Raw genomic sequence first — 26,202 nt, 5'->3', positions numbered from 1 at the left:
TGACGAACGTGATGTCAGAAGCCGGCAAGCCGCTGATAATAGGCGAAGGCGCGATCCGCCTCGGTGGAATCACGGTTGACGTTCAGCGCGGGAGCCTGTTCCGGCTCCGGCTGCAACAGGCGGTCCACAGCCTCGCGCGCCAGGCGTTCCCGGCGTTGGTCGGGCGTTTCCGGATCCTCCTCGGCGTCCTCGCCGTTCGAATTCTCATCGCCGGAGCGGCGGCCGCTGTCCTCCGCTGTCTCGGCTTCGAACGCGTCGGTGAGCGGCGGGGTCGTGACATAGCCGAACGGCACGCCGAGATGGGGGGCCGCCGCAGCCCGTTGCGCGACATCCGCCTGCGACGTCGTCGACGATGGAAGCAACGTCGAGCCGATCACGTCGCGCGACCGGCTGGACCGTTCGGATGCGGCGTCGAACGCCTCCGTCGAATCCGCCAAGCTCGCAATGTCTTTCAGGTTGGCGGGGTTTCGGCCCTTCAAGGCTTGCTGCAGATCCGTCGTGAGAGCCGAGCCGTCCTCTGACGCAGACGGCGCGGGCGTCAGCATGCGGAACAGCTTCCGCTGCAGGTCGGCATCCTCCGCCTTCTCCCCGAACTCCGCAAGCGGATCGAGGGGTGGCGTCGCCGGCAGCCTTACGCGTTCGTTCGATTGGACTGCGTCGGATTTCTGCGGCCCTACTGTCTGCTTCGCCGAGCCCGCTGCGAGACTATCGGGAAGTCGCGCGAAGGCCGGTTGATCCTCCGAGGGCAACCTTGCCTGCAATCCCGGCTGCGCCGCTGCGGCGGTGGGTTTGGCTGTTGATGCAGCTTCCGCCTTTGCAGGGGCGTCGAGCCCATCGGCGCCATCCGTACCGGGCGCGGCAGAGCGCGCCGCCGGGGAAACGCCGTCGGCGGCGTCGTCCGGAATTTCTGGACCGACGACGAGTGGGCCTTCTAAGCCGTTCGCCGCCGGTCCTGCGCCCCTTCGCGCAACCGTGTCGTTCCTGATCATGTCTTCATTGGACGCCGTGCGTTCGAAGCCCGCCGCATCCGGTGCGAACAGAGTTCGAAACTGGGTTTGCGACGCGTTATCCGCTTCGATTTCGCCAGATTTCGGCGCAGTGCTCTGGAAAAGCAGATTGCCGCTGTCGATCGACAGCTTGTTGCGTTCGCCCATGGCGACGGTTTCGGCGCTGCGGGCCGGGGTGGAGCCGGTCTGCAGGTAAGAGTCCGTGATGCCCGCGGCCGCAGTCTTTTGCGGGGCAGCCATCGGCGCTTCCACCCTTGCGGTCAGGCGCGCGGCGACTGGACCGGATGGATCGCGCAGCGCCGGCGCCAGGTCCGAGAGCGGAATCTGCAAGGCCTTCAATCCGGCGCGCGCTTCGATCTTCCCCTGTTCGATCAGCGGTTTGCGTTCGATCGCCGCCGCAAGCCGAATGAAGAAGGCTTCGAGCAACTCGTCCGGCAGACGGTCTACGCCCATGCGCGCCGCCACCGCGGTGGCGAGGGTTTGCAGCACTGTTTGATTGAGCGCTGTTGCGGTTTCGGTTTTGACATTCGCCAGCAGGGCTTCGGGTTCCAGCCCGATCGTGGGTTGGAGGGCCGCAGCCGGCGTCTGTCCGTCGGCGAGCGGCTGCGCGCCCGCGAATGCCGGCGACATGCGCTGGTCCGAGCTGTTGGTCTTCAAACTGGCAGTGGGCGTCACGCCCGAACTGAAAGGCGTCAGCATCACATTGCTCCCGATGGAGAGGAAGGGAACATGGGGTGGGACAAAAGGCGGCTCATGTCGCCCTCGGCTGCCCCTCCTGCTGACTAGCGGCGGCGCAGTTGCATCGCGCCTGGGTAAGCCTATATCTGTCGGACAGACTAGCAGTTTATGCTTAATGGAACGCTAACGTCATGTCGGTTCGTCCACCGCAGTCTTTCACGCCGTCTCGCCAGGGCGAATCCGCTCTGGGGATGTTGGAATACGAGCTGATGTCGGAGCGCGCAGACAGCCTGGGGCGGGCGGGGCTGAAGGTCGAGGCCCTGATCGGGCGGCTTCGGAATGCGTCGGAAGCGGAGCGCGATGCGCTCGTCTATGATGCGGCGGATGCGGTGCAGGCGCTGTTCATTCAGCGCGAAGTCTGCGGATTGCGCAATGGACGCGACATCGTGGCGCGCTATGGCATACCGGGCGAGGTGATCGCCCGGCTCGGCGTCAGGCGCCCGACATCCCAGGACTTCAATAGGTAAGTTCGATCCAGGCGATCTCGCCCTGAGCGGGAATGCGCCCCGCCAGCGTTTCGTCGTTGAACCGGGCGATCACGCTCTCGCCGGGACCGCCGGAGACACGAGCTTTCCACACATGCGGAACCGGTTCGTTCCTGTCGATTTCGGCAAACGCAGCGCCATTTGCCGTGGCGATGTCGTCCGGACCGAAATATCCGCGCGGCCGCATCACGCCGATGCCAGGGCCCTCGCCGCCTTCCGCAGGATAGAGCCTGATATTGACGATGTCGGACGAACGGGGGAAGGCGGAGCGATAAATCCGGTGAACCGGCAACCCGGGCGCGCGGATCACGAATTCATAGGTTTGATCAGGCTTCGCATTGAACGGCCCCCAGCGCCCGTCCTCGCCCACTGTCACGTCATGGACGGGTTCTCCGGTTTCGCTCCCCGTCGCCTTGTCCGTCGCATAGATGGTGAGCTTTGCTCCGGTGAGCGGCATATTGGTGGGCGCGTTGTTGTCGAAGCCCGAAATCTTGCCGGAGAGAATCGGCGCTTCTTCGGGAGTCACCGTCGCAGTCTTCGGTTCCGCACCGGTGATCGCCTTGAACATGATTGCAAAGGCTTCCGGGGAATAGCCTGTCTCACGATGATCCGCGCCCGCGAGGACCCTGTTGTCGGCGCCCTCCAGCTCGGGCGATTCGAAACTGGCGCCCGTCGGCTTGCCCGGATTGCCGATGAACTTGCCGTCCGGCTGGGAATAAAGATCGAATTTGTCGGAGCGGATGATGGTGACCGGAATGCCGTCGGGGATTACGGGAGCCTCGTTCAGCGCTTTCAGGAAATGGCCGGCTCCATTGTATTCAGAACCCAGGGCGAAATCCGGAGCGACGAAAACCCCGTTGTGCACGCAGCCGGAGAGGATCATGGCGGAGACTTTGTCCTTGCCGCCGAAATTCTTCACATAGTTCCGCGAGGTCTGGCAGCCGCGCGAATTGGCGATCAGCACCACCTTGGCGGCCTTGGTCTTTGAAAGCGCCTCATCGACCTTGGCCGAGACCGCGCGGGCGGCGTCCTCAGTGGAGGAGCGATTGACCTCCGGCTGCGCGTCGTCGCCACGGGCCGAGGGATGGGAGATGTCGACGGGGAAAAGCCGGTCGCGCGGATAGCCGTTGCTCTCGAAGCGCCACATCTGCACCATCCAGATGCCGGCGGTGTCGCTGTCGCCATGGACGAAGACGATGGGAGGATAATCGGCGGAATGGGCTGTCATGGGAATGCCGAAAAGCATGACGATGGCGGCAAGGACTTGAAATAATTTGGAAAACATATCGACCTCCCTGATATGGAGCGCCGACTATAGCGTGTTCTCGGATTGCGATCTAACAAAAGTCAATTGCGGCGAGTTCCTTGCCCGGAGCCCGCCGCCCGGTCTCAGCTATGAGCGAAGATGTCTGTTTCTTCCCAACCCATGAGATCCAGCTTGGCGCGGGTCGGCAGGAATTCGAAGCAGGCTTCCGCATGCGCGATACGGCCGTCACGGGTCAGCCGATCGGTGAGCCGATCCCTCAGCGCATGCAGATAAAGCACGTCGGACGCCGCATATTCGAGCTGCGCTTGGGTCAGGTTTTCCGCAGCCCAATCCGAGGACTGCTGGACTTTGGAAATATCGACGTCGAGCATCTCCTTGAGATTGTCCTTGAGCCCGTGCCGGTCGGTATAGGTGCGGCAGAGGCGCGAGGCGATCTTGGTGCAGAACACGGGCGTCGTCGTCACCCCGAATGTGTGGAACAGCACCGCGATGTCGAACCGGCCGAAATGAAAGATCTTCTGGCGCGCGGGGTCGGCGAGCATTGCCGCGAGGTTCGGCGCTTGTGTCTGGCCCGCAGCGATCTGGATCACGTCGGCGCTGCCGTCGCCCGAGGAAAGCTGCACCACGCAGAGCCGGTCGCGGCGCGGCACCAAGCCCAGCGTCTCGGTGTCGATGGCGATGGCGCCGGTGAAGCGTGCGGCGGCTTCGGTGGAAATGTCGCCCTTGTGCAGGCGGATATCGGCGGACATGGCGGCTCCGGTTCTCTGTGTCATGATCCGGCTATAATCGATCGCTCGTCAAAACGGAATGCGGCTTCGGGCGGCAGCCTCACCGAAAGGTTATCGCTGTTGAACGGAAGCATATTGGATGGCGGCGTCTGGCGTCTTAGATAGAGATCAGAAACCGGAGTTTTTGCGCATGCGCGCCTTGCTGATTCTCGCTCTTGTGACCGCGGCGCCCGCCATGGCCGTCGCCGACGATTATCCCTTCGCCAACCTGCCCGGCGTGGTCGACCCCAAGGACAAGCCGCAGCCGTCCCTCAATTGCACCACCGCGCTCAGGGATGTGCATGACGATGTAGGCGTCAGGAGCTGGCGTTCCGGTCCCGTGGTCGAGCGCGTCTATCGCTGCGAGGAGAACGGCGTGACCGTGGAATCGCGCGAGCCTCCACGCCTTTACGACTGGAACGTCTACAAGGGCGCTGACGGGATCGTCAGAAGGCCTTGAACGTCATCGTGGTCAGCGAGCGTGAGATGCCCTCGATATCCAGGATATTGTTGTTGATGAAATGGCCGATATCCTGACCGTCGGGAATATAGAGCTTGATCAGCAGATCGAACTCGCCGCTGGTGGAATAGATCTCCGAAGCGATCTCGCGTTCATAGACCCGGTCGGCCACATCATAGGCTTTCCCCGGCTTGCACTGCAATTGGACGAAGACGCAAGTTGTCATGGATTCCTCTCCGGTCAGAGCGTGTCGCGCATGGGATGCGATTTGTACGTGCCGAGCAGCCGGACTTCGGTCGAGAAGAATTTCAGCTCTTCCATCGCCTGCCTGACATTCTCGTCGTCGGGATGGCCTTCGATATCCGCATAAAACTGCGTCGCAATGAACTTGCCTCCGAGCTGATAGCTTTCGAGCTTGGTCATGTTGATGCCGTTGGTCGCAAAGCCGCCAAGCGCCTTGTAGAGCGCCGCCGGTATGTTGCGGACATTGAAGATGAAGGTCGTGACGATTTTCTCGTCGCGGCTTTCCCGCACGATCGGCTTGGCCTTGCGCGACAGAACCACGAAACGCGTGACGTTGTTTTCCGCGTCCTCGACATTCTCCTGGAGGATGTCGAGTCCATAAAGCTCGGCCGCGAGCCGCGGCGCGAGCGCCGCCATGGAGCGATCGCCTTCCTCGGACACCAGCTTGGCCGCGCCGGCGGTGTCGCCGGCGACCACGGGCTTCCAGCCGTTGAGGCGCACGATCTTCCGGCACTGGCCCAACGCGTGGATATGGCTGTGCACGGTGCGGATCTCGTCATGCGACACGCCCGGCAACACCATCAGCTGGAAGCGGATCGGCATGAAATATTCGCCGACGATATGCAGCCGCGATTCCGGCAGCAACCGGTGAATATCGGCGACGCGGCCCGCAAGCGTGTTCTCGATCGGGATCATCGCGAGATCGGCGTCGCCTGTTTCGACAGCGATGAAGGCGTCTTCAAAGGTCGGGCAGGGAAGCGGACTCATCTCCGGGAACTGGTCCCGGCAGGCCATATCGGAATTGGCGCCGTAATCGCCCTGAAACGCGATGCGGTTGGTGGTGGTGATCATGATGCGCGCTTCCGCCCAATCTTCTTGCTGTTACTTTGCGGCGAGGATCGCCCGGGCCTTTTCGAGGTCGGCCGGAGTATCGACGCCGAGGGGAGCGGCGTCAACCATTTCCACGTCTATGCGCATGCCGGCCTCAAGCGCCCGCAATTGCTCGAGTGATTCCCGCTTTTCGAGCGGCGAGGGCGAGAGCGACACGAATTTTTCGAGCGCCGCGCGACGATAGGCGTAGAGGCCGATATGGTGATAGAGCGGACCTTTGCCATGCGGGGCGGTGGCGCGGGTGAAGTAGAGCGCGCGCAGCCGGCTGTCGGACAGGGGCGATCCCACGACCTTCACGACGTTGGGATTGGTCTTCTCTTCCTCGTCCTTGATCTCAACCGTCAGCGTGGCGATGTCGGTGGCTTCATCGGCGAGCGGACGTAGGCTGGCGCGGATCGATTCCGGCTCGATGGTCGGCAGGTCTCCCTGCACGTTGACGATAAATTCGGCTTTGCCTTCGGGATCGGCGTGGCCAAGCGCTTCGAAGATGCGGTCCGAGCCGGACTGATGGTCGACCCGCGTCATGACGACTTCATAACCTGCGGAGCGCACGGCTTCGAAGACATCCGGATGGTCGACGGCGACCGTGACGCGGCCCACGCCGCTTTCGGTCGCGCGGCGCGCAACCTGCACGATCATAGGGACGCCGGCGATGTCGGCGAGGGGCTTGCCGGGCAGTCGCGTCGAAGCCATTCGGGCGGGAATGAGGATCAGGGTGTTTTCATACGCAGGATTCGTCATGCCGGGCCTTCATTTTCCACGAGAATAGTGTCAATTAGTCTCACCGCTGAACGGTTGACTATAGTTGCGCATGGGGGCCAAAAGACATAGGTTCCGCGCGATTTCAAGGTGCGCCGGACGGGATCTGGCAATAGGGGAGCTCTGCGAGATGAATTCTTACGTGAATATGGGTATCGGCGCGTTGTTGGGGACCGTGTTCGTGCTGATGTCGGTTTCGATCGCTTCGGAGGGCCTGTTCCATTCGGAAGCGCCGGAAAAGCCGGGTTTCGAAATCGCCGCCGCCGAGCCCACCGAAGGCGGAGCCCCCGCCGCCGATGCCGCGCCTGCTATGGTTCCGATCGCGGACCTGATGGCCAGCGCCGATGCGGCGCGCGGCGAAGCCCTGTTCAAGAAATGCGCGAGCTGTCATAGCGCCGATAAGGATGGAGGCAATAAAGTCGGCCCCAACCTTTACGGCGTCGTCGGTCGTCCCATCGCTCATGTCGCCGATTTCAGCTATTCCGGCCCGATGAAGGAATTCTCGCAAGGCGGCAAGGAAGTCTGGAGCTTCGACCACCTGAACCACTTCCTGCTGGCGCCGAAGAAATACATCAAGGGCACGGCCATGGGCTTCGCCGGGGACAAGAAGGACCAGGAGCGCGCCGACATCATCGCCTACCTGAACTCGAAGTCCGACGCACCACTGCCGCCGCCGGCCAAGTAAGCCGTATCGGCTCACGACATGCTCGGAAATTTGGGCCTCGGCGGTTTGCCGGGGCCTTTTCTTTTCTCGCGCTTTGTTTTCCTATGACGTTTACGCAAACGGAAGATTTTGGGAGGCAGGGATGATCGAGGGCTATGACGATCTCGATGCGATCGACATTGCGGATGCTATTCGCCGAGGAGAATTCAGCGCATCAGAGGCCTTGGAGACGGCGATTGCGCGCACCGAGGCTCGAAACCCCGCGCTGAACGCCATCGTGACGCCTCTCTATGACAAAGCCCGTGCGGAAGCTGCCGCTCCACTCGGTGAAGGGCGTCTCGCTGGCGTGCCCTTTCTGGTCAAGGATCTGCTCGCCAATATCGCGGGCGAGCCGACCTCGATGGGAAACCGTTTCTGGAGAACACGGCCAGCGGCGCGCGACAGCGAAATGGTCAGGCGCTTCAGGGCGGCGGGTCTGACGATCTTCGGAAAGACCAATACGCCGGAATTCGGCCTGACGCCCTATACCGAGAGCCTGACGCTCGGGCCAGCCCGCAATCCCTGGGACGCCACCCGGTCGCCAGGCGGATCTTCCGGTGGTTCAGCGGCCGCAGTCGCTGCGCGCATCGTTCCCATGGCCTCAGGCGGGGACGGCGGCGGCTCGATCCGCATCCCGGCTTCCGCCTGTGGGCTCTTCGGACTGAAGCCCACGCGGGCGCGCACGCCGAGCGGACCCGATATCGGCGAAGGCTGGAACGGTTATGTCGTCGAACATGTGCTGACCCGATCGGTCCGGGATTCGGCGCTGATGCTCGATTTGACTCAAGGGTCGGATGTCGGCGCGCCCTATTGGGCGCCGCCCCCGGCGGACAGCTATCTCGCTTGCGTCGGCGCAGCCCCTGACCGTCTCAAGATCGCCGTCTCCGCTCGCCCGTTGATGGGCAAGACCGTCGATGCGGAGGTGATTGCGGGTTTCGACGAGGTGGTTTCGCTGCTCGCGGATCTCGGTCATGAGGTGGTCGAGGCGGCGCCGCCCTTGGATCGGGAGCGATTTTCCATCGATTTCGTCACAATTCTGGCTGCCGAGCTGCGCGCCGATCTCGAAGAAACCGCCGAGGCCGCCGGCTCGTCCCTGCGGCATCAGGATTTCGATCCGCAAAGTTTCGGGCTCGGTCTGTTCGGCAGTGCGCTCAGCGCATCGGATTACGCCCGCGCCTCTCGCCGGCTTCTGCTGGCGGCCCGCGGCGTTGTCGGCTTCTTCGAGGACTATGATCTTCTGCTGACGCCGACGCTCGCCAAGCCGCCAATCCCAGTCGGGTCGCTGTTGCCGACGGAGGCCGAAAAGCGATTGATCAAGCTGGTGAGCACGATCAGGGCCGGATGGCTTTTGAAGAAGATGGGGCTGGTCAAGCAACTTGCCGAAACCACCTTCGAATTCATGCCTTGGACGGCGGTGTTCAATGTCACCGGGCAACCCGCCATGTCCGTGCCGCTGTGCTGGAGTTCAGCCGGATTGCCGATCGGCATGCAGTTCGTGGGCCGGTTCGGAGACGAGGCGATGCTTTTCCGCCTCGCGGGCCAATTGGAAGCGGCGCGGCCATGGGCCGGACGAAAGCCAGATATGTTGAACGAGGGCGCCTAAGCGCCCTCGTTCAACAAGGGGTCAGGGCCGAATCTCGTCAGGACGATTTCGTCCTTCGGTCGTGTCGGCGGGAGATTCTTCCTCGGATCCGAAGGACGGCTCGCGGCGTTGCTGCGGCCCTGGGGCCTGCGCGGGCTCGGGCGCCGGCGACGTTGCAGCCGGAGCAGGAGCGGGGTGCGTTTCGGCCGGCGCTTCGTTTTCCGGCTCTGCGACCTCTGTCTTTGCAGACGGCTGCTGCGCAGAGGGTTTGAGCGGCACCGCGGGAACCGGTTCTTCCTCGATCGGCGCCCAGCGCTCCATCTTTCTCGTCCAGTAGTTTTCCCAGAGCCTGCCGAGCCGCGTGCGCGCGCGCGGGAAGGGCGCGAGCAACGCAAACAAAAGACCCAGCACCGCCGGCGAAAAGTCGAGCGCCAGTTGCAGCGCGATATAGCCCATGAGGCTGCCGGCATAGGACACCACCGACCAGAACGGCCGCATCGGCACGAAGACCGGCACGTCGCCCGCCGCCTGCTCTGGCGTCTGGATCGCCTGACCGCGATCGCCATGGAAATAGCGGTCGATGAAGGGAATGGTCTCGATGCGGTTCTCGGGCGGAATGCGGAATTCCGAGCTGTTCTTCTTGGCCCGGATTTCGTTTTCGGCGCTGCGCATCGCCTCCTCGACGGAATCGATCAGTGTGTTGATCTGGGCGAGGATGACGTCCTTCTTGGCCAGCGTGCAGGCCGACCAGCCGGAGAAGAAGGCGTCGGAATTCACCGTCGCGCGCGTCTCCGTAATGAAGGTGCGGACGCTCGGGATCGCCGAGGAATTGTCTGTCTCCATGATCTGCTTGCGGATCTGGTCGGCCTGGGCGGCGAGTTCAGGCTGGATGACCTCGATTTTGGCCTCCGGGCGGCGAATGCGGGCGCGCAGATCTTCAATCTTCGCCTTGATGTCCTGATTGGCGTTCTTGCGGGTGGTGACGATGTCGACGATCGTCTGGGTGCGTGAGGCGGAGTCGGTGTAGAAGGTCCAGAGAGAGCCCTTGCCGGCGCCGCAGCCCTGGCCGGTGCGCTCTTCGTTGAGCGCGGCGGCCTGAAGCTGGTTCGACATATATTGCAGCGCGCCCGCCAGCCGGTTGGCCTCGATGGCGCGCTCGCCGTCGACGCGCCGCTCATAGGCGTCGAGCACATCGGCGTACCAGAGATTATGGGCGCGGACGCCTTCTGCGCCGCCCACGCCGATGATGCCGAACACGGTATGGATGGCGAGCGTCAACGGCACCAGAACGATCAGGCCGACGGTGAAACCGAACAGGCGCGAGACCATGTTGGACGCGAGCCGGATGCGCAGGAAGACGAAGTTCCAGCCCGCCCAGATGATCAGCGCCGCCAGCGCCGACAGGCCCACCGGAATTCCGTATTGCACGAGCGGCGGATCGAGCGGATCGACGATTTCGTGATAGAAGCCGATCGCCGTCGTGGCGAAGGAGCCGATCATCGCCGCGCCAGTGACGAAGGATGCGATCTGATACCAGCCTTGCGAGGGCAGACTGCGAAGCTCGGCCTTGCGGCGCGTTTCCTCGCGGCGGACGGCGAGATACTCCTCGCGCTCTTCCGGCGTCATCCCTTCCAGCCGTCGCGACGGGCGGAACCAGGTCATGACGATATAATAGGAGCAGATGAAGATGGAGGTGAAGATCAGCCAGACCTGCCATTCCTCGATCGCCTGCGGGTCATCCTGAATGGTGCGCCAGATGGCGACCGCCAAAGCAAAGCCGCCGGCATAGACGGCGATCGTCGCCAGAACCGACAGAAAGCGCATCTCGCCGCCGCGGATCCAGAGCCCGATCGCCAGGCCGGCCAGGCAGAGAACGAGGAAACCTATTTCAACCCCGCCGAGCGGCGTGGCCAGCGATAAAATCCGCCAACTCAGGAAAATCCCGAGAAGAAAGGCCGAGACGGCATAGATGACGCCATGCCAGCGGGCGAAGAAGCCGTTGACCATCGCGACCCATCGGTCGATTTGCGCGTTCATTTCTTGATGCCCCCAAAAAAGAAAGTGAATCTCTATTTGAAACTCTTTTCGAGGTTTGCAATAGAATTCGTTTGGATAACGGCGGCGAGACGGTTATTCCGCAAGCTTGGCGCAAGGTTGAATAAACGGGAAGCGCCAGCCGTTCTGGACAAGAGCCGGAAATGAGCGGCGTCGGCGGTTCCATAGGGGAAAGTCCATGAGCTATACAGAAACAACCACGACCTCGTGGTTCACGCGCCTCAAGAATGGCGTCGTGGGCACGCTGATCGGCGTGGTCCTCATCCTGGTGTCGATCTATTTCCTGTTCACCAACGAGGGCAGGGCTATTAACACCTATCGCGCGCTGGTCGAAGGCGCGGGGCTCGTCGTATCCGTCGACGCCAACAGCATCGACAGCGCCAATGACGGAAAGCTAATCCATGTTTCCGGACCTGTTTCGGTGCAGTCCGATGTCGAGGATCCTGATTTCGGCATCGCAGCGCCCGGCGCCGTCGGCGTCGTCCGCCGTGTGGAAATGTATCAATGGGTCGAGAAGTCCGAATCCAAATCGGAGAAGAATGTCGGCGGCAGCGAAACGACCACCACGACCTATTCCTACGAGAAGGAATGGAAGGGATCGCCGGTGGATTCGGCGGACTTCAAGGTGTCCGGTCATGACAATCCGCCCTTTGCCGTCGAAGGCGCGCGTTCCGTGGTCGATCAGGCCGGTCTCGGCGCGTTCCGCTTCACCGGCGATCAAGCAGCCGATCTCGGCGACAGTTCGAAGATTGCCCTGACTGCAGATGATGCTGAGCGCATCGGCGCCAATATCGCCACCGACAGCCCGGCCAAGCTTAATCAGGGCGGCCTCTATCTCGGCAACTCCGTCTCTTCGCCTCAGGTCGGCGACATGCGTGTGACCTTCGAGCGCATCGATCTCAAGGAAGCAAGCTTCGTCGGACGTCAGCAGGGCGACGAGATCCTGCCTTACACCACCTCGAACGGTCGGGAAATTTTCCTGAGCGAGGCCGGACGCCAGGACGCCGCGACCATGTTCGATCATGCTCAGACCGAAAACACCGTCATCACCTGGATCATCCGGGTGGCCGGCATGCTCGGGCTGTTGATCGGCTTCAACCTGCTGTTCGGCCTGTTCAGCATCATCGCGGATATTCTGCCCTTCTTGGGATCGATCGTCGGCTTCGGCACCGGTCTCATCGCCTGGATTCTGACGCTGATCGTTGGACCCACGGTGATTGCGATCGGCTGGTTCGCCTATCGGCCGCTGCTGGCGCTCGCCATCATCGGCGGCGGCGTTGCGATCGCCTTCGGCATCGGCTATCTCCGGCGGAAATCGGCGGCCCCGTCTCAGGCGAGCTTCGGTCGCGCCTGAGACGCTGAAAGGGAGACGGGATGTTCGTTGCTGGAAAGATCCTCTGGCTCGTCGCTCAACCTCTGTCTCTGGCCTTTCTCTTCAAGATCGCAGCCATCGCCGCCCTTGCCATGGGCCGGCGATGGCTTGCTTTCACGCTCACGTCGATCGCGGCGACCATCATGTTCGTCACGCTGTTCACATCGACGGGGGCCTGGGCGCTCCAACGTCTTGAGGCGGTCTATTCACGGCCGGCGCTGCCGCAGCCGCTCGCCTGCATGATTGTGCTCGGCGGCGCTTTCGATCTGGAAGTCACCGCCGGTCGTGGCGGCATGGAAATGAACCAATCTGCCGACCGCTTCATCGAGGCCGCGCGTATCGCGCGGCTGAGGCCCGAGGCGAAGATTCTCGTGTCGGGTGGCGACGGTTCTTTTTCCGGCGATTACAAGGGCGACGCCGAGCTCGCGCCCGCATTCTTTTCCGCCATGGGCGTCGACCCCGCCAGGCTCCTGAGCGAAGACGCCTCACGCAACACATCGGAAAATGTTGCCTTCACCAAAACAGTGCTCGAACGTGAAGGCCTGTCGAACTGCCTGCTGATCACCTCGTCCTATCACATGCCGCGCGCTGTCTCGCTCTTTGAAGAGCAGGGAGTGGCGGTCACGCCCTGGCCGAGTGATTATCGCGCCAGCGGCCGGGTCGCACTCGGCCTCGATTTCACCCAGCCGACGCTGAATGCGCAATTGACCTCGACCGCGATTCGGGAATGGCTGGCTAACCTTAGAGCAAAAGTCTCGGGGTCGAGCCCGCGTCTGCACCCGGTCTGATCGCGTATTCCTGATGATTTCCTATTCGGTCGACAGCGTCACCAGCTTGCGGCCGTCGATACGTGCGACCATCAGGCATTTTGCGGCATTGACCTTCTGGCAGCGATTGCCGGCGATGCGGAATTCCAGAATGCGGATGCCATAGCGATAACCGACTTCGTAACCGAAGCCGCGCACCTGGCCGATATAGGCCATGCGACCGCCGTCTGTCTGCACATAGATGCGGATCGGGCAGCCCAGCGTGTTGCATTCGACGCCGAAGCTGTTGTCGCAGGCAATTGCCGAAGAGTTCACGATAGCGTCCGTCAAACCATCTTTGTTGACGTCGCCGGTCCAGATCGCCTCGGGCATGAATTTCACGTCCTGACAGGAGACGGCGTAGTCCTGGCGCTCGCGTTCGCGCACGGCGTCCACTTCGTCCGCGACGGCGGTCATGGGGGCGGTCAGCATGGAGGCGGCAATGGCCAGACGCTGCGCGATCCTCAATATTCCCGTTTTCGCCATCGATCAGATCTCCTCGGCTAGGCGACGCTATCAGATAGCATCGGCCTTGCGCGAAGCAATTGACATCGCGCAAGAGAAGCGCCTGATGAGATGGGGAGGCCTGCGATGTCGATTCTTGAATTTCTCGATTACCTGGCGATTGCGGTGTTTGCCGCGACCGGCGCGCTGTCGGCCAGCCGCAAAGAGCTCGATATCGTCGGCTTCATCTTTCTGGCTGCGCTGACCGGCATCGGCGGCGGGACGTTTCGTGATGTCATTCTCGGACAGTTGCCCGTCTTTTGGGTGAGGAACCCAAATTACATGCTGGTCTGCCTGGGGTCCGGCATTTTCGTCTATTTTACCGCCCATCTTCTGGAAAGCCGCTACAAGCTGCTGCTGTGGCTCGATGCGATCGGGCTTTCCGCCTATGCCGCGCTCGGCGCGGCCATGGGGTTGGCCGCAACGGGCTCTCCCGTGGTGGCGATCGTCACGGGCATGCTGACCTCGGCTTTCGGCGGAGTGCTGCGCGACATCGTCGCCGGAGAGCCGTCGGTGCTGCTGCGTCCGGAAATCTACGTTTCGGCGGCGCTGGCGGGCGCTGCGGTGTTTACCGGGGCTTCTGCGCTGGGGCTGAGCCAACTCGGCTGCTTTGCGGCGGCGATGGCGACCTGCCTCGTCATTCGCGGCGGCGCGTTGATCTTCGGCTGGACTTTTCCGGTCTATAAGGGACGACCGGGCCGAAATCCGAACGACATTCTCTGAAAAGAAAAAGCCGCCGAAGACGGCGGCTTGATCGTCTAAAACTCTCGGAGAAATCAGGTCTTGGTCTTCTCGCGCAGACGAATCACTACATCCACATGCGCGATTTCCATCCCCTCGGGCGGCGCCGGCAGATTGTTGATGGAAATGTTGTTCTGCGGAATGTCGAGCACCTCGTTGCGACCTTCCACGAAAAAGTGATGGTGGTCGGAGACGTTCGTATCGAAATAGGTGCGGCTGCCTTCGACGGCGAGCACGCGGATCATCCGGGCCTCAGTGAACTGGTGCAGCGTGTTATAGACCGTTGCGAGAGAAACATCGATGCCGGCGTCCTGCGCTTCGGCGTGCAGTTCCTCGACGGTCAGGTGGCGGTCGCCCTTGGCGTAGAGCAGAGAGGCGAGCGCGACGCGTTGCCGCGTCGGCCGAAGCCCCGCATCCCGCAATTTCGCTTCCGTCATCGTCTTTGCTTCCATGACCATCAATGCCTGCTCCGCGAGCCGCCTATATTTAGACTATTTTGGTCAACGATATAGCCTCTCGCCGCGTCGCTTTCAACAGGATTCGGGGCTCAAGCCCCTGCCGCACCCGGGAAAGCCGTGTTTTGGGTTGGCTTTTTATCCTCTCTTCCTATATTGGCGGCAGCAAGATCGGCCCGGGCGTCTGTCGTCCGGCCATGAAGACTTGGAATTGCAAAGGGGGGATAGCCTTTAATGGCCGTTCAGAAATCAAGCTACACCTATGAGGAAATTCTCACTTGCTCGCATGGGACCATGTTCGGGCCCGGCAATGCGCAGCTGCCCTTGCCGCCGATGCTCATGTTTCATCGCATCACCGAGATTTCCGAAACCGGTGGTCCCAACGACAAGGGCTTCATCCGCGCCGAATTCGACATCACGCCGGATCTCTGGTTCTTCCCTTGCCATTTCGAAGGCGATCCCGTCATGCCCGGCTGCCTGGGCCTCGACGCCATGTGGCAGCTGACCGGCTTCTTCCTTGGCTGGCTCGGCGAGCCCGGCAAGGGCCGCGCCATTTCCACCGGCGAAGTGAAGTTCACCGGCATGGTGACGCCGAAGACCAAGCTCGTGGAATATGGCATCGACTTCAAGCGCGTCATGCGCGGCCGTCTGGTGCTGGGCATCGCCGACGGCTGGATGAAGGCCGACGGCGAAGTGATCTACAAGGCAAGCGACCTGCGCGTGGGTCTCTTCCAGGAAAAAGCGGCCTGAGCGAATTCCTCGCTCCGGCTCCAAGACCAATAGATGAAGGTTTGAAATCATGAGACGTGTCGTCGTCACAGGACTGGGAATCGTGTCGTCCATCGGCAGCAACGCCGCTGAGGTCACCGATTCCCTGCGCAACGCCAAGTCCGGCATCACCCATGCGCCCGACTTCGCCGAACATGGTTTCAAATGCCAGGTCTGGGGCGCTCCCAAGATCGATCTGACCGGCATGGTCGACCGCCGCGCCACCCGCTTCCTGTCCACCGGCGGCCAGTGGAACCACGTGGCCATGCTGCAGGCGATCGCCGATTCCGGTCTGGAAGAGGGCGACATCACCAATGAGCGCACCGGCATCATCATGGGCTCCGGCGGCCCCTCGACCAAGCAGATTGTCGAAGCCGCCGACATCACCCGCAACAACAATAGCCCCAAGCGCGTCGGCCCCTTCGCCGTTCCCAAGGCGATGTCGTCCACGGCGTCCGCCACGCTGGCGACCTGGTTCAAGATCCACGGCGTCAACTATTCGATCTCGTCTGCCTGCTCGACCTCGGCGCATTGCATCGGCAACGCCGCCGAAATGATCCAGTGGGGCAAGCAGGACGTGATGTTCGCCGGTGGTCATGAAGATCTCGACTGGTCGATGTCCAACCTGTTCGACGCCATGGGCGCGATGTCGTCCAAGTTCAACGACACGCCTGATCTCGCCTCGCGCGCCTATGACGCCAATCGCGACGGCTTCGTCATCGCCGGCGGCGCGGGCGTGCTGATCCTCGAGGAACTGGAACACGCCAAGGCCCGCGGCGCGAAGATCTATTGCGAACTGACCGGCTACGGCGCGACCTCCGACGGCTACGACATGGTGGCTCCGTCGGGCGAGGGAGCGATCCGCTGCATGCGTCAGGCGCTGTCGACCGTGAAGAACAAGGTCGATTACATCAACACCCACGGCACCTCGACGCCGGTGGGCGACAGCAAGGAAATCGGCGCCATCCGCGAAGTGTTCGGCGCCGACGCCCCGCATATCCAGTCGACCAAGTCGCTGACCGGCCATTCGCTCGGCGCAGCTGGCGTACAGGAAGCGATTTATTCGATCCTGATGATGCAGAACCGCTTCATCGGCGAAAGCGCCCATATCGAGACGCTGGACCCGGAATTCGAAGGCATGCCGATTGTGCGCAAGCGCATTGACGACGCCAAGATCGATACGGCGCTGTCCAACTCCTTCGGCTTCGGCGGCACCAATGCCACGCTCGTTTTCGAACGCTTCAACGGATGAATGCGATGACGGGGATCATGCAGGGCAAACGCGGCCTCATCATGGGGGTCGCCAACAATCACTCGATCGCCTGGGGCATTTCCAAGGCGCTCGCCGCCCAGGGAGCCGAACTGGCTTTCACCTTCCAGGGCGAGGCTCTCGGCAAGCGCGTCCGGCCGCTCGCCGCTGAAATCGGCTCCGATTTCCTGTTGGAATGCGATGTCGAAAATGTCGCCTCGGTGGACGCCGTCTTCGATGCGTTAGCGCAGCGCTGGGGCAAGCTGGACTTTATCGTCCACGCCATCGGCTTTTCCGACAAGTCGGAGCTCAAGGGCCTCTACGCGAATACGACGCGCGAAAATTTCGTGCGCACCATGGTCATCTCCTGCTTCTCCTTCACGGAGATCGCTCGCCGGGCGGCGGACATGATGAATGACGGCGGCTCGATGCTGACGCTCACCTATGGCGGCTCCACCCGCGTCATGCCGAATTACAATGTGATGGGCGTGGCCAAGGCAGGGCTGGAAGCGTCGGTGCGCTATCTCGCCAACGATTACGGCCCGCGCGGCATTCGCGTCAACGCGATCTCTGCCGGTCCCGTGCGCACGCTGGCCGGCGCCGGCATTTCCGACTCGCGCGCCATGTATAGCTGGCAGCAGAAGCATTCGCCGCTGCGTCGCACCGTGACGATCGACGAGATCGGCGGCTCTGCGCTCTATCTTCTGTCAGACCTCTCCACCGGCGTGACCGGCGAGATCCACTATGTGGACTCCGGTTACAACATCACTTCGATGCCGGTGCTGGAGCAGCTGCGCAGCGCCGATCAGGAGCCCTGATCGAAGACTGCCTCGTCACTCTTCAAGGGTTGAAAAGGAGAACCCGGCCCGCCGGGAGGCGCGAGCCGGGTTCTTTATGGGCGCGTGGGCGGTCCGCCGCCTTCGGAACTTCCTGTCGCCGTCCGGAGGAGTGGATGCGATAGGGAAGGCGCCCACGGCGCCAACTGGATTGATGGTTGCTGAGCTCAGCGACGCTCCATGCCGATATAGCCGCACCGTATGGCGATGCTTACCGCCTGCAGGCCGGTGGCCGCGCCGAGCTTGATCTGAGCGGACTGCATCGCAGCCTTCACGCGATCGAACTCCATGCCGGTTTCCTCGGCGATGCGGTCGGTGTTGTAGCCATTCGCGGCGAGACGCAGAATATTCAGTTCGGCGTCGTTCAGGTCGGGCATGGTGCGCGTGGAAAATGCGCTGTTCTGACTGCTCATAACTCTACCATCTACTTTGTCTGTTTTAAGTCCTCCCCAATGCGGCGCTGGCGAGCTGGGCTCGACAGCTGGAAACGATCGACTTGTTGGTGAATGCGTAAGCGTCCCGTTTCGATACGGGTTGTCCTAATTCAAGACGGCCCGCATTTCATTGACTGCGCGCGCCATAAATTTGAGCTTCTGCTAAAGGATTGGGCTCGGATGGTAAGTTCAGCCGGGGCTTGCTTGCTGCTTCCGGTAGTCGCGCGGCGTCTGCCCGAACCAACGGACGGTCGAACGCGAGAAGGCGCTGGGGGCGGAATAGCCGAGACGATGCGCGATTTCGCCGGCGCTCAACTCGGTCTGGGACAGCAGCCGACCAGCGAGTTCCCGTCGAACCTCGTCGCGCAGATCATTGATGCTCGTGCCGGCCTCGGCAAGCCTGCGCTGCAGCGTCCGCTCGGAAACGCGGAAATAGGCCGCCGCTTCCGTAAGCCCGATGGCATTGTCGGCCACCCGCGCGAGGATGAAGCTCTTGAGTTCGTCACGGAAACTCTGGGTGTCCGTGCGCTCCGGACGAAGGCTCCGGCATTGCAGGTCCATCAGCCGGAAAAGCTTCTCGTCTCCGGCCGGGTTGCGAACATCGAACAGATCGGCCGGAAGGCGCAGCCAGTTCATTCTCTGCCCAAAGACGATTTTGCGAGAGATCTTTTCCCGATAAAGTGATGGATCTGAAGGCTTATTCCTCTCGAGCCCAACTTCGACCATGTCGGTTTGAGGTCCCAGAAAAGCGCGCAACCGCTGCACCACAAGAGCGAGGCCCATATCCACATATTGATCCCGCTTCACGATCAGCGGAGAGAATGAATAGGCGAGCTCGGCGCAATTGCGGTCGACGACGAACCGGAAATAGGATGTGTCCGAAATAAACTGCTGATGCGCGCCCATGAAGCGGAAGAAATCCAGTGCGGTCGGCGCCACCATAAGGCCATAGCCATAGGGGCCGGTCGAGCCCGGCACGAATTTGTCGGTAACCTTCAGACCGAAGGCTTGGTCATTGGCGAGCAGCGCACAGGTCTCCAGCAGTCGACAGAGTCGGTCGATGCTCACGCGTCCAGTGAGATCGGCGAAGGAATGGGGGTCGAGTTCGAGCGCCTTGCAGATCGGAGCAATATCAATGCCATACTCCGCCGCCGTCGCTCCGACCGAAGAGGCGAGGCCGGAAGGGGCGGAATATTTGTCCACTTCGGTGGGAATTCCCCGATTCATGGCGTCTTCTGCTAATTTATTGGCGTAAGAAGAAAATATCCTGATTTAGAAACTCTGTCCATGTCTGATTTTTGCCCGATAGGACAAATCGAATAACTAAATCAAATAGATATATTAATGGGCAAATGAAAACGGGCTCGGATTTCTCCGCGCCCGTCCGGTTTCGTGCCTAAAAATTTTGCGAGCCTGTCTGTGGACAAAACTCGCACTTTGGCGTCGCCGCGTTAGCGCCGCGCCTTCAGAACCTTGTAGCGGGCGTTTCGAGCCACTTCTTCGGAGGTTTTGAACAGTTCGGCCAGCAGCGATTCGTAGGGAAGGCCGCGATTGGCGACCAGAATGAGTTCGCCGCCGCCCTTCAGCGCCTTCGCCGCCGTCTTGATAAAGGCCTGCCCGAGACCCGGCTCGGTGGCGTGTCCTTCATGGAAGGGCGGGTTCATGATGATCAGGTCATAGTGATGCTTGACCTCTTCGCGGGCCAGATCGTGCCAGAAGAAGCGAACGTTCGATTGAGAGCCGACGCCGGTGAGATTGCGCCGCGCCGCTGCAAGCGAGGCGAAGTCCGCTTCATAGAGATCGACGCGCTCGACACCGGGCGACTTCTGCAGCAGCGCATCCGAGAGGAAGCCCCAGCCAGACCCGAAATCGGCGACAGCCTTGCGGTAGCCCTCCGGCAGATATCGCGCCAGAAACCGCGATCCTGCGTCGACTTCGGCATGCGAGAACATGCCGGGCGCAGTGACGAATTTGCCGTCCACCACCACATCCGGCGTCGCCATCGCGGTCGACAGCGCGGCGATGTCGTCGGGGCGGGTGAACCAGAAGGCCTGGGCGTGGTGCTTGGCCAGATGCTGGGTTTCGACGCCGAGGCCGTTGAGACGCTTGCGCAGCGACTGCGAGCCATCCTCCTTGGCGCCGGCGAGGATGATGCGGGCGCCGGGCTTCGACCGGCGCATCGCGTCGACGATATAGTTTTCGTTTGCGCCCCGATGCCGGCTCATCAGGATCAGCACATAGTCATAATCCTCGCCGTCCACTTCCGCCTGCACATTCACGCCACGGCGTTTCAGCGCCTCGTAGAGCGGTTTGAACGGCTGAACCGCGACGATGTCGGGGTTGAAGCCCTCGGGGAGTTCATAGCCGGTTTCGGCTCCGAGAAAAAGCGTGCGTTCGCCCTCCGCCGGCGGCGTCAGTTCTTCGATTGCAAAGGGGTGAAAGAGAGTTTTGACGGCGTCTCGTGTCATGTCGGTTCCTGGCCTCCGGGGGCTTCACGCTTGCGCCCCGTGTTCAGGCATAGCGCGACGATAGATAGCAAAAGGGCGCGAGACGAATCCCGCGCCCGAAATCATGAAAGGGTCGGACGCTTATTCGGCGTCTTCGCCGTCCTTCTTCTTCTCGGCGACGACTTCCTTGCCGGTCGCCTGGTCGACGACCTTCATGGAGAGACGCACCTTGCCGCGTTCGTCGAAGCCGAGCAGCTTGACCCAGACCTTCTGGCCTTCCTTGACGACGTCGCCGGTCTTGGCGACGCGCTCGGAGGCGAGCTGGGAAATGTGCACGAGGCCGTCGCGCGGACCGAAGAAGTTCACGAAGGCGCCGAAATCGGCGATCTTCACCACGGTGCCTTCATAGATCTGGCCGACTTCCGGCTCGGCGACGATCGAGTGGATCCACTTGCGGGCCGCTTCGATTTCCTTGCCGGAGGACGAGGCGATCTTCACGGTGCCGTCGTCTTCGATGTTGATCTTGGCGCCGGTCTTTTCGACGATCTCGCGGATCACCTTGCCGCCCGTGCCGATGACTTCGCGGATCTTGTCGACCGGAATGCTCATCGTCTCGATGCGCGGGGCGAATTCGCCGAGCTGGCCACGGCTCTCGGAGATGGCCTTGGCCATTTCGCCGAGAATGTGGATGCGGCCGCCCTTCGCCTGGTTGAGCGCGATGCCCATGATCTCTTCGGTGATGCCCTCGATCTTGATGTCCATCTGCAGCGAGGTCACGCCGTTTTCGCTGCCGGCCACCTTGAAGTCCATGTCGCCGAGGTGGTCTTCATCGCCCAGGATGTCGGAGAGAACCGCAAAACGGTCGCCTTCCTTGATCAGGCCCATGGCGATACCAGCCACCGGACGCGAAATCGGCACGCCGGCGTCCATGAGAGCGAGCGAGGTGCCGCAGACGGTCGCCATCGACGACGAGCCGTTGGACTCGGTGATTTCAGACACGACGCGCAGCGTGTAGGGGAAGGCTTCCGGGGCGGGCAGCATCGGATGCAGCGCGCGCCAGGCGAGCTTGCCATGGCCGATTTCGCGGCGACCGGGCGAACCCATGCGGCCGGTTTCACCGACCGAGTAGGGCGGGAAGTTGTAGTGCAGCATGAAGGTTTCCTTGTACATGCCGGTCAAGGAATCCACATACTGTTCGTCTTCGCCGGTGCCGAGCGTGGCGACAACGATCGCCTGGGTCTCGCCGCGGGTGAAGAGCGCCGAACCATGCGTGCGCGGCAGCAGGCCGACTTCGGCGACGATCGGACGAACGGTCTCGAGATCGCGGCCGTCGATGCGGCTCTTGGTGTCCAGGATGTTCCAGCGGACGATCTTCGCCTGCAGTTCCTTGAACACGGCGCCGATCACGTCGGCGGGGTAGGAGCTTTCGCCGGCTTCATTGATGAAATGCGCCTTCACCTTCGACTTGACGGCGTCGACGGCGGCGTAGCGCTCGGCCTTGTTGGTGATCTTGTAGGCGGCGCGGAGTTCGGATTCCGAAATCTTCAGCATTTCCGCTTCGAGAGCGGAATGATCCGGAGGCGTGAAGTCGCGGGGTTCCTTGGCGGCGGCTTCGGCGAGCTTGATGATCGCGTCGATGACCGGCTGGAAGCCGCGGTGACCGAACATCACGGCGCCCAGCATCACGTCTTCGCTGAGTTCCTTGGCTTCGGATTCGACCATCAGCACGGCGTCGGAGGTGCCGGCGACGATCAGGTCGAGGGCGCTTTCATCCATCTCGTCGAGATGCGGGTTCAGCACGAATTCGCCGTTGATATAGCCGACGCGCGCGCCGCCGATCGGGCCCATGAAGGGAACGCCCGACAGCGTCAGCGCCGCCGAGGTGGCGACCATGGCGAGCACGTCCGGATCGTTTTCGAGGTCATGCTGCATGACGGTCACGACGACCTGGGTGTCGTTCTTGTAACCATTGGGGAAGAGAGGGCGGATCGGACGGTCGATCAGGCGCGAAACCAGCGTTTCGTTTTCGCTCGGACGGCCTTCGCGCTTGAAGTAGCCGCCCGGGATCTTGCCGGCGGCATAGGTCTTTTCCTGGTAGTTCACGGTCAGCGGGAAGAAGTCCTGGCCGGGCTTCGGTTCCTTGGCGGACACGACGGTGGCGAGAACGACGGTTTCGCCATAGGTGGCGAGCACGGCGCCGTCAGCCTGGCGGGCGATCTTGCCCGTTTCCAGGATGAGCGGGCGGCCTGCCCATTCGATTTCGACCTTGTGGGTTTCGAACATAGTTTGTCCTTCGTGTGTGCGGCCTTTCGCGTCATGCGCGGCGGGACGCCAGTAGTGCACATCACGGGCAAGACAGCGGCGGGTTTCCGGATAGGGCGAAACCGACTGCAATCCTGCCCCATGATGGGCGGTGAGTGTGCCGGACGGCAGCCTATCTGCGCCCGGTGGATCCAGCCGATGCGGCCGGAAAAGACGTCGGCGGAAGGCTTGCGCCTCCCGCCGAATATTTTAGCGGCGAATGCCGAGGGCCGAAATCAGCTTCTGATAACGGGCCGCGTCCTTCTTCTTGAGGTAGTCGAGAAGCGAACGGCGGCTGGAAACCAGGGTCAGAAGGCCACGACGGGAGTGGTTGTCCTTCTTGTGGCCCTTGAAGTGTTCGGTCAGGTTGTTGATGCGCTCGGTCAGGATCGCGACCTGGACTTCCGGAGAGCCGGTGTCGCCTTCCTTGGTGGCGTATTCCTTGATGAGGGCGGCCTTGCGCTCAGCAGTGATCGACATCGGTAAATCCTTTCATATGTTGGATTTGAAAGACGCCCAAAGCCGGGATGTCGTCCAGCATTGGCCAGTGAACAGGAGCGGGAGTTCCCCAAACCTGCGCGGCCTATAAACGAAAACGTCACAAAAGGGAAGAGCCGCTTGCGCGGCCCTTCGATCACCGTGATTTCTCAGCCGAACACGCGTTTCGGCCTGAACTCGCCTTCCTCGATCGCCCCGATCGCCAGCAACTCGCCTTTAATGGTCGCATAGGCCTCGGGCGCGGGAAGCGGGGCATCGCGACCGCGCAGGATGATCGGATTGCCGGACTTGATGCGGCGCGCCTGATCCTCGTTGACGGGGAGATGCGGGAGCGCGGCAAGCGCCTCCGCGGTGTCGATGAGATGGGCGTCGAGCGCCGCGAGGCGTTCGTCCATGTCCTCGATTTCCTCGAGCGCGACGAGATCGGCGAGCGGCGTCATCTTGTCTTCGTCGAAGGGCGCGACATAGGTGCGGCGCAGTTCAGAAATATGGCCGTAGCAGCCGAGGTCGCGGCCGAGATCGCGGGCGAGCGAACGCACATAGGTGCCCTTGCCGCATTCGACCTCGAAATAGGCGCGGTCCGTCTCGGCCTTCAGAAGCGTCAGCCGGTGGATTTCCACTTCACGCGCCGGGATTTCCACGGTCTCGCCGTCGCGGGCGAGGTCATAGGCGCGCTCGCCGGCGATCTTGATGGCGGAGAACTGCGGCGGGATCTGTTCGATGACGCCGGTATAGTTCGGCAGAAGCGCGAGAATGTCGGCTTCGTTCGGACGGTTGTCCGATGTCTTGGAAACCTCGCCTTCGAGGTCGTCCGTGGTCCGCTCTTCGCCCCAGGACACCGTGAACTCATAGATCTTCCGACCGTCCATGACATAGGGAACGGTCTTGGTGGCGTCGCCGAGCGCGATCGGCAGCATGCCGGAGGCCAGCGGATCGAGCGTGCCGGCATGGCCCGCCTTTTGCGCCTTGAACAGCCATTTGATCTTGGAAACGGCTTCGGTCGAGCCGAAATCCACCGGCTTGTCGAGAATGAGCCAGCCGGAAATCGGCCGGCCCTTGGGCTTTCTGGGTTTGGACATGGAAGGCTTACTCGTCTGCTTCGGCGTCGTCATGGTCGAGATCGCGCGCGACCTCGGGCGATTTCAGCAGTTGGTCGATCTTGCGGAAGTTCTCGAAGCTGGTGTCGTCGCGGAAACGCACCTCCGGCATGTATTTCATCTGGCGGAGCGCCGGCGACAGCCTGCCGCGGATGAAGCGGGCGTTGCGGTTGAGCGCGGCGACGACGGCGTCGTGGTTGGCGGCGCCGAGCGGCGCGACGAAGGCTGTGGCGATCTTCAAATCCGGCGACATGCGGACTTCGGTGATCGAGACGACGGCGCCGTCGATCACGGGATCGAGCACGTCACCCCGCTGGAGGATCTGCGTCAGAGCGGAACGGACTTGTTCGCCCACTCGCAGCATTCTCTGCGAGGGAGCCGATGATGTGGCTTTGGTCATGGTGTTTCCGGCTAGCGGGCGATCTTGGTCGCCACTTCTTACAAGCCCGGTGCAATGAACCTTTTGCGACGAAAGGTCAAGGGTCACAGGACTTTTGCGCCGACGCGCCTTATCCGTTTATGGCGATCACTCCGCCGGGGCGAGGTCAAAAGTCGGTTCTGCGCGCTCTTCCGGCGTCCTTCGGGCGGCGCGGTGAAGTTTCGAGAATGTCAGCAGAGCTTTACTATAAGCTGCCTTGTCGGAGAAGGCCCTTTCCGGGAAATAGGCGGTGAAGCCGTCGCCCACCAGTTCGATCCGCTTCTTTCCGACATTGATCTCGCGGATTGAGGTCCAGGGCATCCATATGGTCGTTTCATCCGAGGAGGTCTCAACGCCATTCTCATAGATATCGGTGTCAATGAAGGCGCCTGCCGCTATCTCCGAGGCGAAGGACGCTTTTTTCAACGTTTCGAGATAGTAGGCGCGACCCAGGATCAGCGCGGAAATGAGCAGCAAAAACGGCAAGATCTGCAACAGGATGACCGAAAGAGGCGGTACGGAATCCAGCCCTACGATCTCCGGAAGGATCAAGCGCCGGTAGGCTTCCAGCGCAGCGCCGATTGCCAGACCGAAAGCAGTGGCAACTGCGATGGTGAAGAGGTTGAGGCGAGGGGGCCGAATAGATGTCAGGCGATTGCCGAAGGAGAGGATGACATCTGCATGCTCTTCGGGTTGACGCTCGAACGAAACGGACAAAACCCGCTGGGAGGCATGATAGCGCATCTGATGATTACCCCTGCACAGTGAATTGGCGGCGTCAGGCTTTGAGTGGGGTGGATCATCATGTTCCAGGCGCCAGACGCCGCAAGAGCTACATTAGGTCCGCTGCGTGGCGCGAAGCTTGCGCCGGGATTGCAAGATCTTGCAGTGCGTCAAGATCAGGGGCCGCCGACGCGGATGGGGGTGGGTTTGTAGGTTTCGATCTCGATTGTGCTCATGAGATCGACGGGTTTACCGTTTTTCAGCGCCCGTGCGTCGACGACCGTGAAGCCTTCGACATTGCAGTCGGTGTCTGCGCTCGCGGTCTTGCCCCAGTTGAATCGCGCCCCGCCTATACTGTCGACCTTCAAGACCAGTTCGTCGAGTTCCCTCTTGCCCGATGCGGTCGCGGTCGGGTCAAATTGGGGCGCCAGAGTTAATTCGAGGTTGGTGAGTTCTTCATCGGATTCATGCAGCGCGAAGTCATAGGCGCACACGCCCTGGCCTCCCATCCAACTGTACGTATTGACGACCACCAACGTGAGAAATTCAGCGATCACGGTTTCCTCCTTTTGGGTGATGAGGAGGAAACGCGGCCG

28 protein-coding genes are annotated in these 26,202 nt (G+C 61.8%); 10 read left to right on the top strand and 18 right to left on the bottom strand.

The window, feature by feature from the left end:
* Positions 1 to 14: 14 nt before the first annotated feature.
* Positions 15 to 1,706, bottom strand: a complete 1,692-nt coding sequence (locus E8Q41_RS17990; RefSeq protein WP_137156934.1) for a hypothetical protein — start codon at positions 1,704 to 1,706, stop codon at positions 15 to 17.
* 170 nt (positions 1,707 to 1,876) lie between these two features.
* Between E8Q41_RS17990 and E8Q41_RS17985 the strand changes: the two genes are divergently transcribed.
* The gene (locus E8Q41_RS17985; RefSeq protein WP_137156933.1) at positions 1,877 to 2,212 is read left to right on the top strand and encodes a DUF6665 family protein; all 336 of its coding nucleotides are present in this window, start codon (positions 1,877 to 1,879) and stop codon (positions 2,210 to 2,212) included.
* On the opposite strand, the gene E8Q41_RS17980 is transcribed toward E8Q41_RS17985, so the two are convergent.
* Positions 2,202 to 3,515 (bottom strand): hypothetical protein, encoded by a 1,314-nt coding sequence (locus E8Q41_RS17980; protein WP_137156932.1) that lies wholly within the window; start codon positions 3,513 to 3,515, stop codon positions 2,202 to 2,204. The genes E8Q41_RS17985 and E8Q41_RS17980 overlap by 11 nt on opposite strands.
* A 104-nt stretch (positions 3,516 to 3,619) precedes the next feature.
* Complete coding sequence (locus E8Q41_RS17975) at positions 3,620 to 4,246, bottom strand: ribonuclease D (protein ID WP_137156931.1); 627 nt, start codon at positions 4,244 to 4,246, stop codon at positions 3,620 to 3,622.
* 169 nt (positions 4,247 to 4,415) lie between these two features.
* Between E8Q41_RS17975 and E8Q41_RS17970 the strand changes: the two genes are divergently transcribed.
* The gene (locus tag E8Q41_RS17970; protein ID WP_137156930.1) at positions 4,416 to 4,724 is read left to right on the top strand and encodes a hypothetical protein; all 309 of its coding nucleotides are present in this window, start codon (positions 4,416 to 4,418) and stop codon (positions 4,722 to 4,724) included.
* Here E8Q41_RS17970 and E8Q41_RS17965 read toward each other — a convergent pair.
* Genes E8Q41_RS17965 through E8Q41_RS17955 form a run of 3 tightly spaced genes read right to left on the bottom strand, consistent with a single transcriptional unit; the run spans position 4,711 to position 6,599 of the window.
* Positions 4,711 to 4,950, bottom strand: coding sequence for an Lrp/AsnC ligand binding domain-containing protein (locus tag E8Q41_RS17965; RefSeq protein WP_137156929.1), 240 nt, complete (start codon positions 4,948 to 4,950; stop codon positions 4,711 to 4,713). The genes E8Q41_RS17970 and E8Q41_RS17965 overlap by 14 nt on opposite strands.
* Positions 4,951 to 4,964: 14 nt before the next feature.
* Positions 4,965 to 5,819 carry a prephenate dehydratase gene (locus E8Q41_RS17960; RefSeq protein ID WP_137156928.1) on the bottom strand — a complete coding sequence of 285 codons (855 nt, stop codon included), beginning with the start codon at positions 5,817 to 5,819 and terminating at the stop codon, positions 4,965 to 4,967.
* Between the two features lie 30 nt (positions 5,820 to 5,849).
* Positions 5,850 to 6,599 (bottom strand): 3-deoxy-manno-octulosonate cytidylyltransferase, encoded by a 750-nt coding sequence (locus E8Q41_RS17955; RefSeq protein ID WP_137156927.1) that lies wholly within the window; start codon positions 6,597 to 6,599, stop codon positions 5,850 to 5,852.
* A 148-nt stretch (positions 6,600 to 6,747) separates the two neighbouring features.
* Here E8Q41_RS17955 and E8Q41_RS17950 point away from each other — a divergent pair, with 148 nt between their 5' ends.
* Both E8Q41_RS17950 and E8Q41_RS17945 read left to right on the top strand, forming a co-directional pair.
* Positions 6,748 to 7,302, top strand: a complete 555-nt coding sequence (locus E8Q41_RS17950; protein WP_137156926.1) for a cytochrome c family protein — start codon at positions 6,748 to 6,750, stop codon at positions 7,300 to 7,302.
* A 121-nt stretch (positions 7,303 to 7,423) separates the two neighbouring features.
* On the top strand, positions 7,424 to 8,923 hold the full coding sequence (locus E8Q41_RS17945; RefSeq protein ID WP_137156925.1) for an amidase: 1,500 nt from the start codon (positions 7,424 to 7,426) through the stop codon (positions 8,921 to 8,923).
* 21 nt (positions 8,924 to 8,944) lie between these two features.
* On the opposite strand, the gene E8Q41_RS17940 is transcribed toward E8Q41_RS17945, so the two are convergent.
* Positions 8,945 to 10,939 carry a hypothetical protein gene (locus E8Q41_RS17940; RefSeq protein ID WP_137156924.1) on the bottom strand — a complete coding sequence of 665 codons (1,995 nt, stop codon included), beginning with the start codon at positions 10,937 to 10,939 and terminating at the stop codon, positions 8,945 to 8,947.
* Between the two features lie 196 nt (positions 10,940 to 11,135).
* Between E8Q41_RS17940 and E8Q41_RS17935 the strand changes: the two genes are divergently transcribed.
* Complete coding sequence (locus tag E8Q41_RS17935; RefSeq protein WP_137156923.1) at positions 11,136 to 12,311, top strand: TMEM43 family protein; 1,176 nt, start codon at positions 11,136 to 11,138, stop codon at positions 12,309 to 12,311.
* A gap of 20 nt (positions 12,312 to 12,331) precedes the next feature.
* Complete coding sequence (locus E8Q41_RS17930) at positions 12,332 to 13,117, top strand: YdcF family protein (protein ID WP_137156922.1); 786 nt, start codon at positions 12,332 to 12,334, stop codon at positions 13,115 to 13,117.
* Positions 13,118 to 13,138: 21 nt separating this feature from the next.
* Here the strand turns inward: E8Q41_RS17930 and E8Q41_RS17925 are convergent, their stop codons facing one another.
* The gene (locus E8Q41_RS17925; protein WP_137156921.1) at positions 13,139 to 13,621 is read right to left on the bottom strand and encodes a hypothetical protein; all 483 of its coding nucleotides are present in this window, start codon (positions 13,619 to 13,621) and stop codon (positions 13,139 to 13,141) included.
* A 105-nt stretch (positions 13,622 to 13,726) separates the two neighbouring features.
* Here E8Q41_RS17925 and E8Q41_RS17920 point away from each other — a divergent pair, with 105 nt between their 5' ends.
* Positions 13,727 to 14,362: a trimeric intracellular cation channel family protein gene (locus E8Q41_RS17920; RefSeq protein ID WP_137156920.1), complete on the top strand. Its 636-nt coding sequence runs from the start codon at positions 13,727 to 13,729 to the stop codon at positions 14,360 to 14,362.
* Between the two features lie 53 nt (positions 14,363 to 14,415).
* Here the strand turns inward: E8Q41_RS17920 and irrA are convergent, their stop codons facing one another.
* On the bottom strand, positions 14,416 to 14,838 hold the full coding sequence (irrA, locus tag E8Q41_RS17915) for an iron response transcriptional regulator IrrA (protein ID WP_137156919.1): 423 nt from the start codon (positions 14,836 to 14,838) through the stop codon (positions 14,416 to 14,418).
* A 231-nt stretch (positions 14,839 to 15,069) separates the two neighbouring features.
* Here irrA and fabA point away from each other — a divergent pair, with 231 nt between their 5' ends.
* The 3 genes from fabA to fabI are packed head-to-tail and all read left to right on the top strand — an operon-like array spanning position 15,070 to position 17,670.
* The gene (gene fabA / locus E8Q41_RS17910) at positions 15,070 to 15,585 is read left to right on the top strand and encodes a 3-hydroxyacyl-[acyl-carrier-protein] dehydratase FabA (RefSeq protein WP_137156918.1); all 516 of its coding nucleotides are present in this window, start codon (positions 15,070 to 15,072) and stop codon (positions 15,583 to 15,585) included.
* A 49-nt stretch (positions 15,586 to 15,634) separates the two neighbouring features.
* Positions 15,635 to 16,855 (top strand): beta-ketoacyl-ACP synthase I, encoded by a 1,221-nt coding sequence (fabB, locus tag E8Q41_RS17905; RefSeq protein WP_137156917.1) that lies wholly within the window; start codon positions 15,635 to 15,637, stop codon positions 16,853 to 16,855.
* Between the two features lie 5 nt (positions 16,856 to 16,860).
* Positions 16,861 to 17,670 carry an enoyl-ACP reductase FabI gene (gene fabI, locus E8Q41_RS17900; protein WP_137156916.1) on the top strand — a complete coding sequence of 270 codons (810 nt, stop codon included), beginning with the start codon at positions 16,861 to 16,863 and terminating at the stop codon, positions 17,668 to 17,670.
* Between the two features lie 185 nt (positions 17,671 to 17,855).
* On the opposite strand, the gene E8Q41_RS17895 is transcribed toward fabI, so the two are convergent.
* From E8Q41_RS17895 to E8Q41_RS17855, 9 genes are all read right to left on the bottom strand, one after another.
* Positions 17,856 to 18,101 carry a hypothetical protein gene (locus E8Q41_RS17895; protein WP_137156915.1) on the bottom strand — a complete coding sequence of 82 codons (246 nt, stop codon included), beginning with the start codon at positions 18,099 to 18,101 and terminating at the stop codon, positions 17,856 to 17,858.
* 210 nt (positions 18,102 to 18,311) lie between these two features.
* Positions 18,312 to 19,349 (bottom strand): AraC family transcriptional regulator, encoded by a 1,038-nt coding sequence (locus tag E8Q41_RS17890; RefSeq protein WP_137156914.1) that lies wholly within the window; start codon positions 19,347 to 19,349, stop codon positions 18,312 to 18,314.
* Positions 19,350 to 19,573: 224 nt separating this feature from the next.
* A complete protein-coding gene (locus E8Q41_RS17885; RefSeq protein WP_137156913.1) occupies positions 19,574 to 20,590 on the bottom strand; it encodes a class I SAM-dependent methyltransferase in 1,017 nt (338 codons plus the stop codon).
* A 120-nt stretch (positions 20,591 to 20,710) separates the two neighbouring features.
* Complete coding sequence (gene pnp, locus E8Q41_RS17880; RefSeq protein WP_137156912.1) at positions 20,711 to 22,852, bottom strand: polyribonucleotide nucleotidyltransferase; 2,142 nt, start codon at positions 22,850 to 22,852, stop codon at positions 20,711 to 20,713.
* Between the two features lie 228 nt (positions 22,853 to 23,080).
* Positions 23,081 to 23,350: a 30S ribosomal protein S15 gene (gene rpsO / locus E8Q41_RS17875; protein ID WP_137156911.1), complete on the bottom strand. Its 270-nt coding sequence runs from the start codon at positions 23,348 to 23,350 to the stop codon at positions 23,081 to 23,083.
* A gap of 167 nt (positions 23,351 to 23,517) precedes the next feature.
* Positions 23,518 to 24,447 (bottom strand): tRNA pseudouridine(55) synthase TruB, encoded by a 930-nt coding sequence (gene truB / locus E8Q41_RS17870; RefSeq protein WP_137156910.1) that lies wholly within the window; start codon positions 24,445 to 24,447, stop codon positions 23,518 to 23,520.
* A gap of 7 nt (positions 24,448 to 24,454) precedes the next feature.
* Positions 24,455 to 24,865 carry a 30S ribosome-binding factor RbfA gene (gene rbfA, locus E8Q41_RS17865; RefSeq protein WP_137156909.1) on the bottom strand — a complete coding sequence of 137 codons (411 nt, stop codon included), beginning with the start codon at positions 24,863 to 24,865 and terminating at the stop codon, positions 24,455 to 24,457.
* 126 nt (positions 24,866 to 24,991) lie between these two features.
* A complete protein-coding gene (locus E8Q41_RS17860) occupies positions 24,992 to 25,627 on the bottom strand; it encodes a hypothetical protein (RefSeq protein WP_137156908.1) in 636 nt (211 codons plus the stop codon).
* A gap of 155 nt (positions 25,628 to 25,782) precedes the next feature.
* The gene (locus tag E8Q41_RS17855) at positions 25,783 to 26,163 is read right to left on the bottom strand and encodes a hypothetical protein (RefSeq protein WP_137156907.1); all 381 of its coding nucleotides are present in this window, start codon (positions 26,161 to 26,163) and stop codon (positions 25,783 to 25,785) included.
* Positions 26,164 to 26,202 lie beyond the last annotated feature (39 nt).

The organism is Rhizobium sp. FKL33 (assembly GCF_005222915.1).
Classification (GTDB): Bacteria; Pseudomonadota; Alphaproteobacteria; order Rhizobiales; family Rhizobiaceae; genus Rhizobium_E.
Note: the sequence above shows the minus strand (reverse complement) of the source record. Positions and strands in the feature narration are given on the sequence as shown.

Bases quoted from the DNA above. Each gene is read 5' to 3' on its own strand.
- E8Q41_RS17990 (WP_137156934.1), bottom strand. From the start codon at position 1,706: ATGCTGACGCCTTTCAGTTCGGGCGTGACGCCCACTGCCAGTTTGAAG.
- E8Q41_RS17985 (WP_137156933.1), top strand. From the start codon at position 1,877: ATGTCGGTTCGTCCACCGCAGTCTTTCACGCCGTCTCGCCAGGGCGAA.
- E8Q41_RS17980 (WP_137156932.1), bottom strand. From the start codon at position 3,515: ATGTTTTCCAAATTATTTCAAGTCCTTGCCGCCATCGTCATGCTTTTC.
- E8Q41_RS17975 (WP_137156931.1), bottom strand. From the start codon at position 4,246: ATGTCCGCCGATATCCGCCTGCACAAGGGCGACATTTCCACCGAAGCC.
- E8Q41_RS17970 (WP_137156930.1), top strand. From the start codon at position 4,416: ATGCGCGCCTTGCTGATTCTCGCTCTTGTGACCGCGGCGCCCGCCATG.
- E8Q41_RS17965 (WP_137156929.1), bottom strand. From the start codon at position 4,950: ATGACAACTTGCGTCTTCGTCCAATTGCAGTGCAAGCCGGGGAAAGCC.
- E8Q41_RS17960 (WP_137156928.1), bottom strand. From the start codon at position 5,819: ATGATCACCACCACCAACCGCATCGCGTTTCAGGGCGATTACGGCGCC.
- E8Q41_RS17955 (WP_137156927.1), bottom strand. From the start codon at position 6,599: ATGACGAATCCTGCGTATGAAAACACCCTGATCCTCATTCCCGCCCGA.
- E8Q41_RS17950 (WP_137156926.1), top strand. From the start codon at position 6,748: ATGAATTCTTACGTGAATATGGGTATCGGCGCGTTGTTGGGGACCGTG.
- E8Q41_RS17945 (WP_137156925.1), top strand. From the start codon at position 7,424: ATGATCGAGGGCTATGACGATCTCGATGCGATCGACATTGCGGATGCT.
- E8Q41_RS17940 (WP_137156924.1), bottom strand. From the start codon at position 10,939: ATGAACGCGCAAATCGACCGATGGGTCGCGATGGTCAACGGCTTCTTC.
- E8Q41_RS17935 (WP_137156923.1), top strand. From the start codon at position 11,136: ATGAGCTATACAGAAACAACCACGACCTCGTGGTTCACGCGCCTCAAG.
- E8Q41_RS17930 (WP_137156922.1), top strand. From the start codon at position 12,332: ATGTTCGTTGCTGGAAAGATCCTCTGGCTCGTCGCTCAACCTCTGTCT.
- E8Q41_RS17925 (WP_137156921.1), bottom strand. From the start codon at position 13,621: ATGGCGAAAACGGGAATATTGAGGATCGCGCAGCGTCTGGCCATTGCC.
- E8Q41_RS17920 (WP_137156920.1), top strand. From the start codon at position 13,727: ATGTCGATTCTTGAATTTCTCGATTACCTGGCGATTGCGGTGTTTGCC.
- irrA (WP_137156919.1), bottom strand. From the start codon at position 14,838: ATGGTCATGGAAGCAAAGACGATGACGGAAGCGAAATTGCGGGATGCG.
- fabA (WP_137156918.1), top strand. From the start codon at position 15,070: ATGGCCGTTCAGAAATCAAGCTACACCTATGAGGAAATTCTCACTTGC.
- fabB (WP_137156917.1), top strand. From the start codon at position 15,635: ATGAGACGTGTCGTCGTCACAGGACTGGGAATCGTGTCGTCCATCGGC.
- fabI (WP_137156916.1), top strand. From the start codon at position 16,861: ATGACGGGGATCATGCAGGGCAAACGCGGCCTCATCATGGGGGTCGCC.
- E8Q41_RS17895 (WP_137156915.1), bottom strand. From the start codon at position 18,101: ATGAGCAGTCAGAACAGCGCATTTTCCACGCGCACCATGCCCGACCTG.
- E8Q41_RS17890 (WP_137156914.1), bottom strand. From the start codon at position 19,349: ATGAATCGGGGAATTCCCACCGAAGTGGACAAATATTCCGCCCCTTCC.
- E8Q41_RS17885 (WP_137156913.1), bottom strand. From the start codon at position 20,590: ATGACACGAGACGCCGTCAAAACTCTCTTTCACCCCTTTGCAATCGAA.
- pnp (WP_137156912.1), bottom strand. From the start codon at position 22,852: ATGTTCGAAACCCACAAGGTCGAAATCGAATGGGCAGGCCGCCCGCTC.
- rpsO (WP_137156911.1), bottom strand. From the start codon at position 23,350: ATGTCGATCACTGCTGAGCGCAAGGCCGCCCTCATCAAGGAATACGCC.
- truB (WP_137156910.1), bottom strand. From the start codon at position 24,447: ATGTCCAAACCCAGAAAGCCCAAGGGCCGGCCGATTTCCGGCTGGCTC.
- rbfA (WP_137156909.1), bottom strand. From the start codon at position 24,865: ATGACCAAAGCCACATCATCGGCTCCCTCGCAGAGAATGCTGCGAGTG.
- E8Q41_RS17860 (WP_137156908.1), bottom strand. From the start codon at position 25,627: ATGCGCTATCATGCCTCCCAGCGGGTTTTGTCCGTTTCGTTCGAGCGT.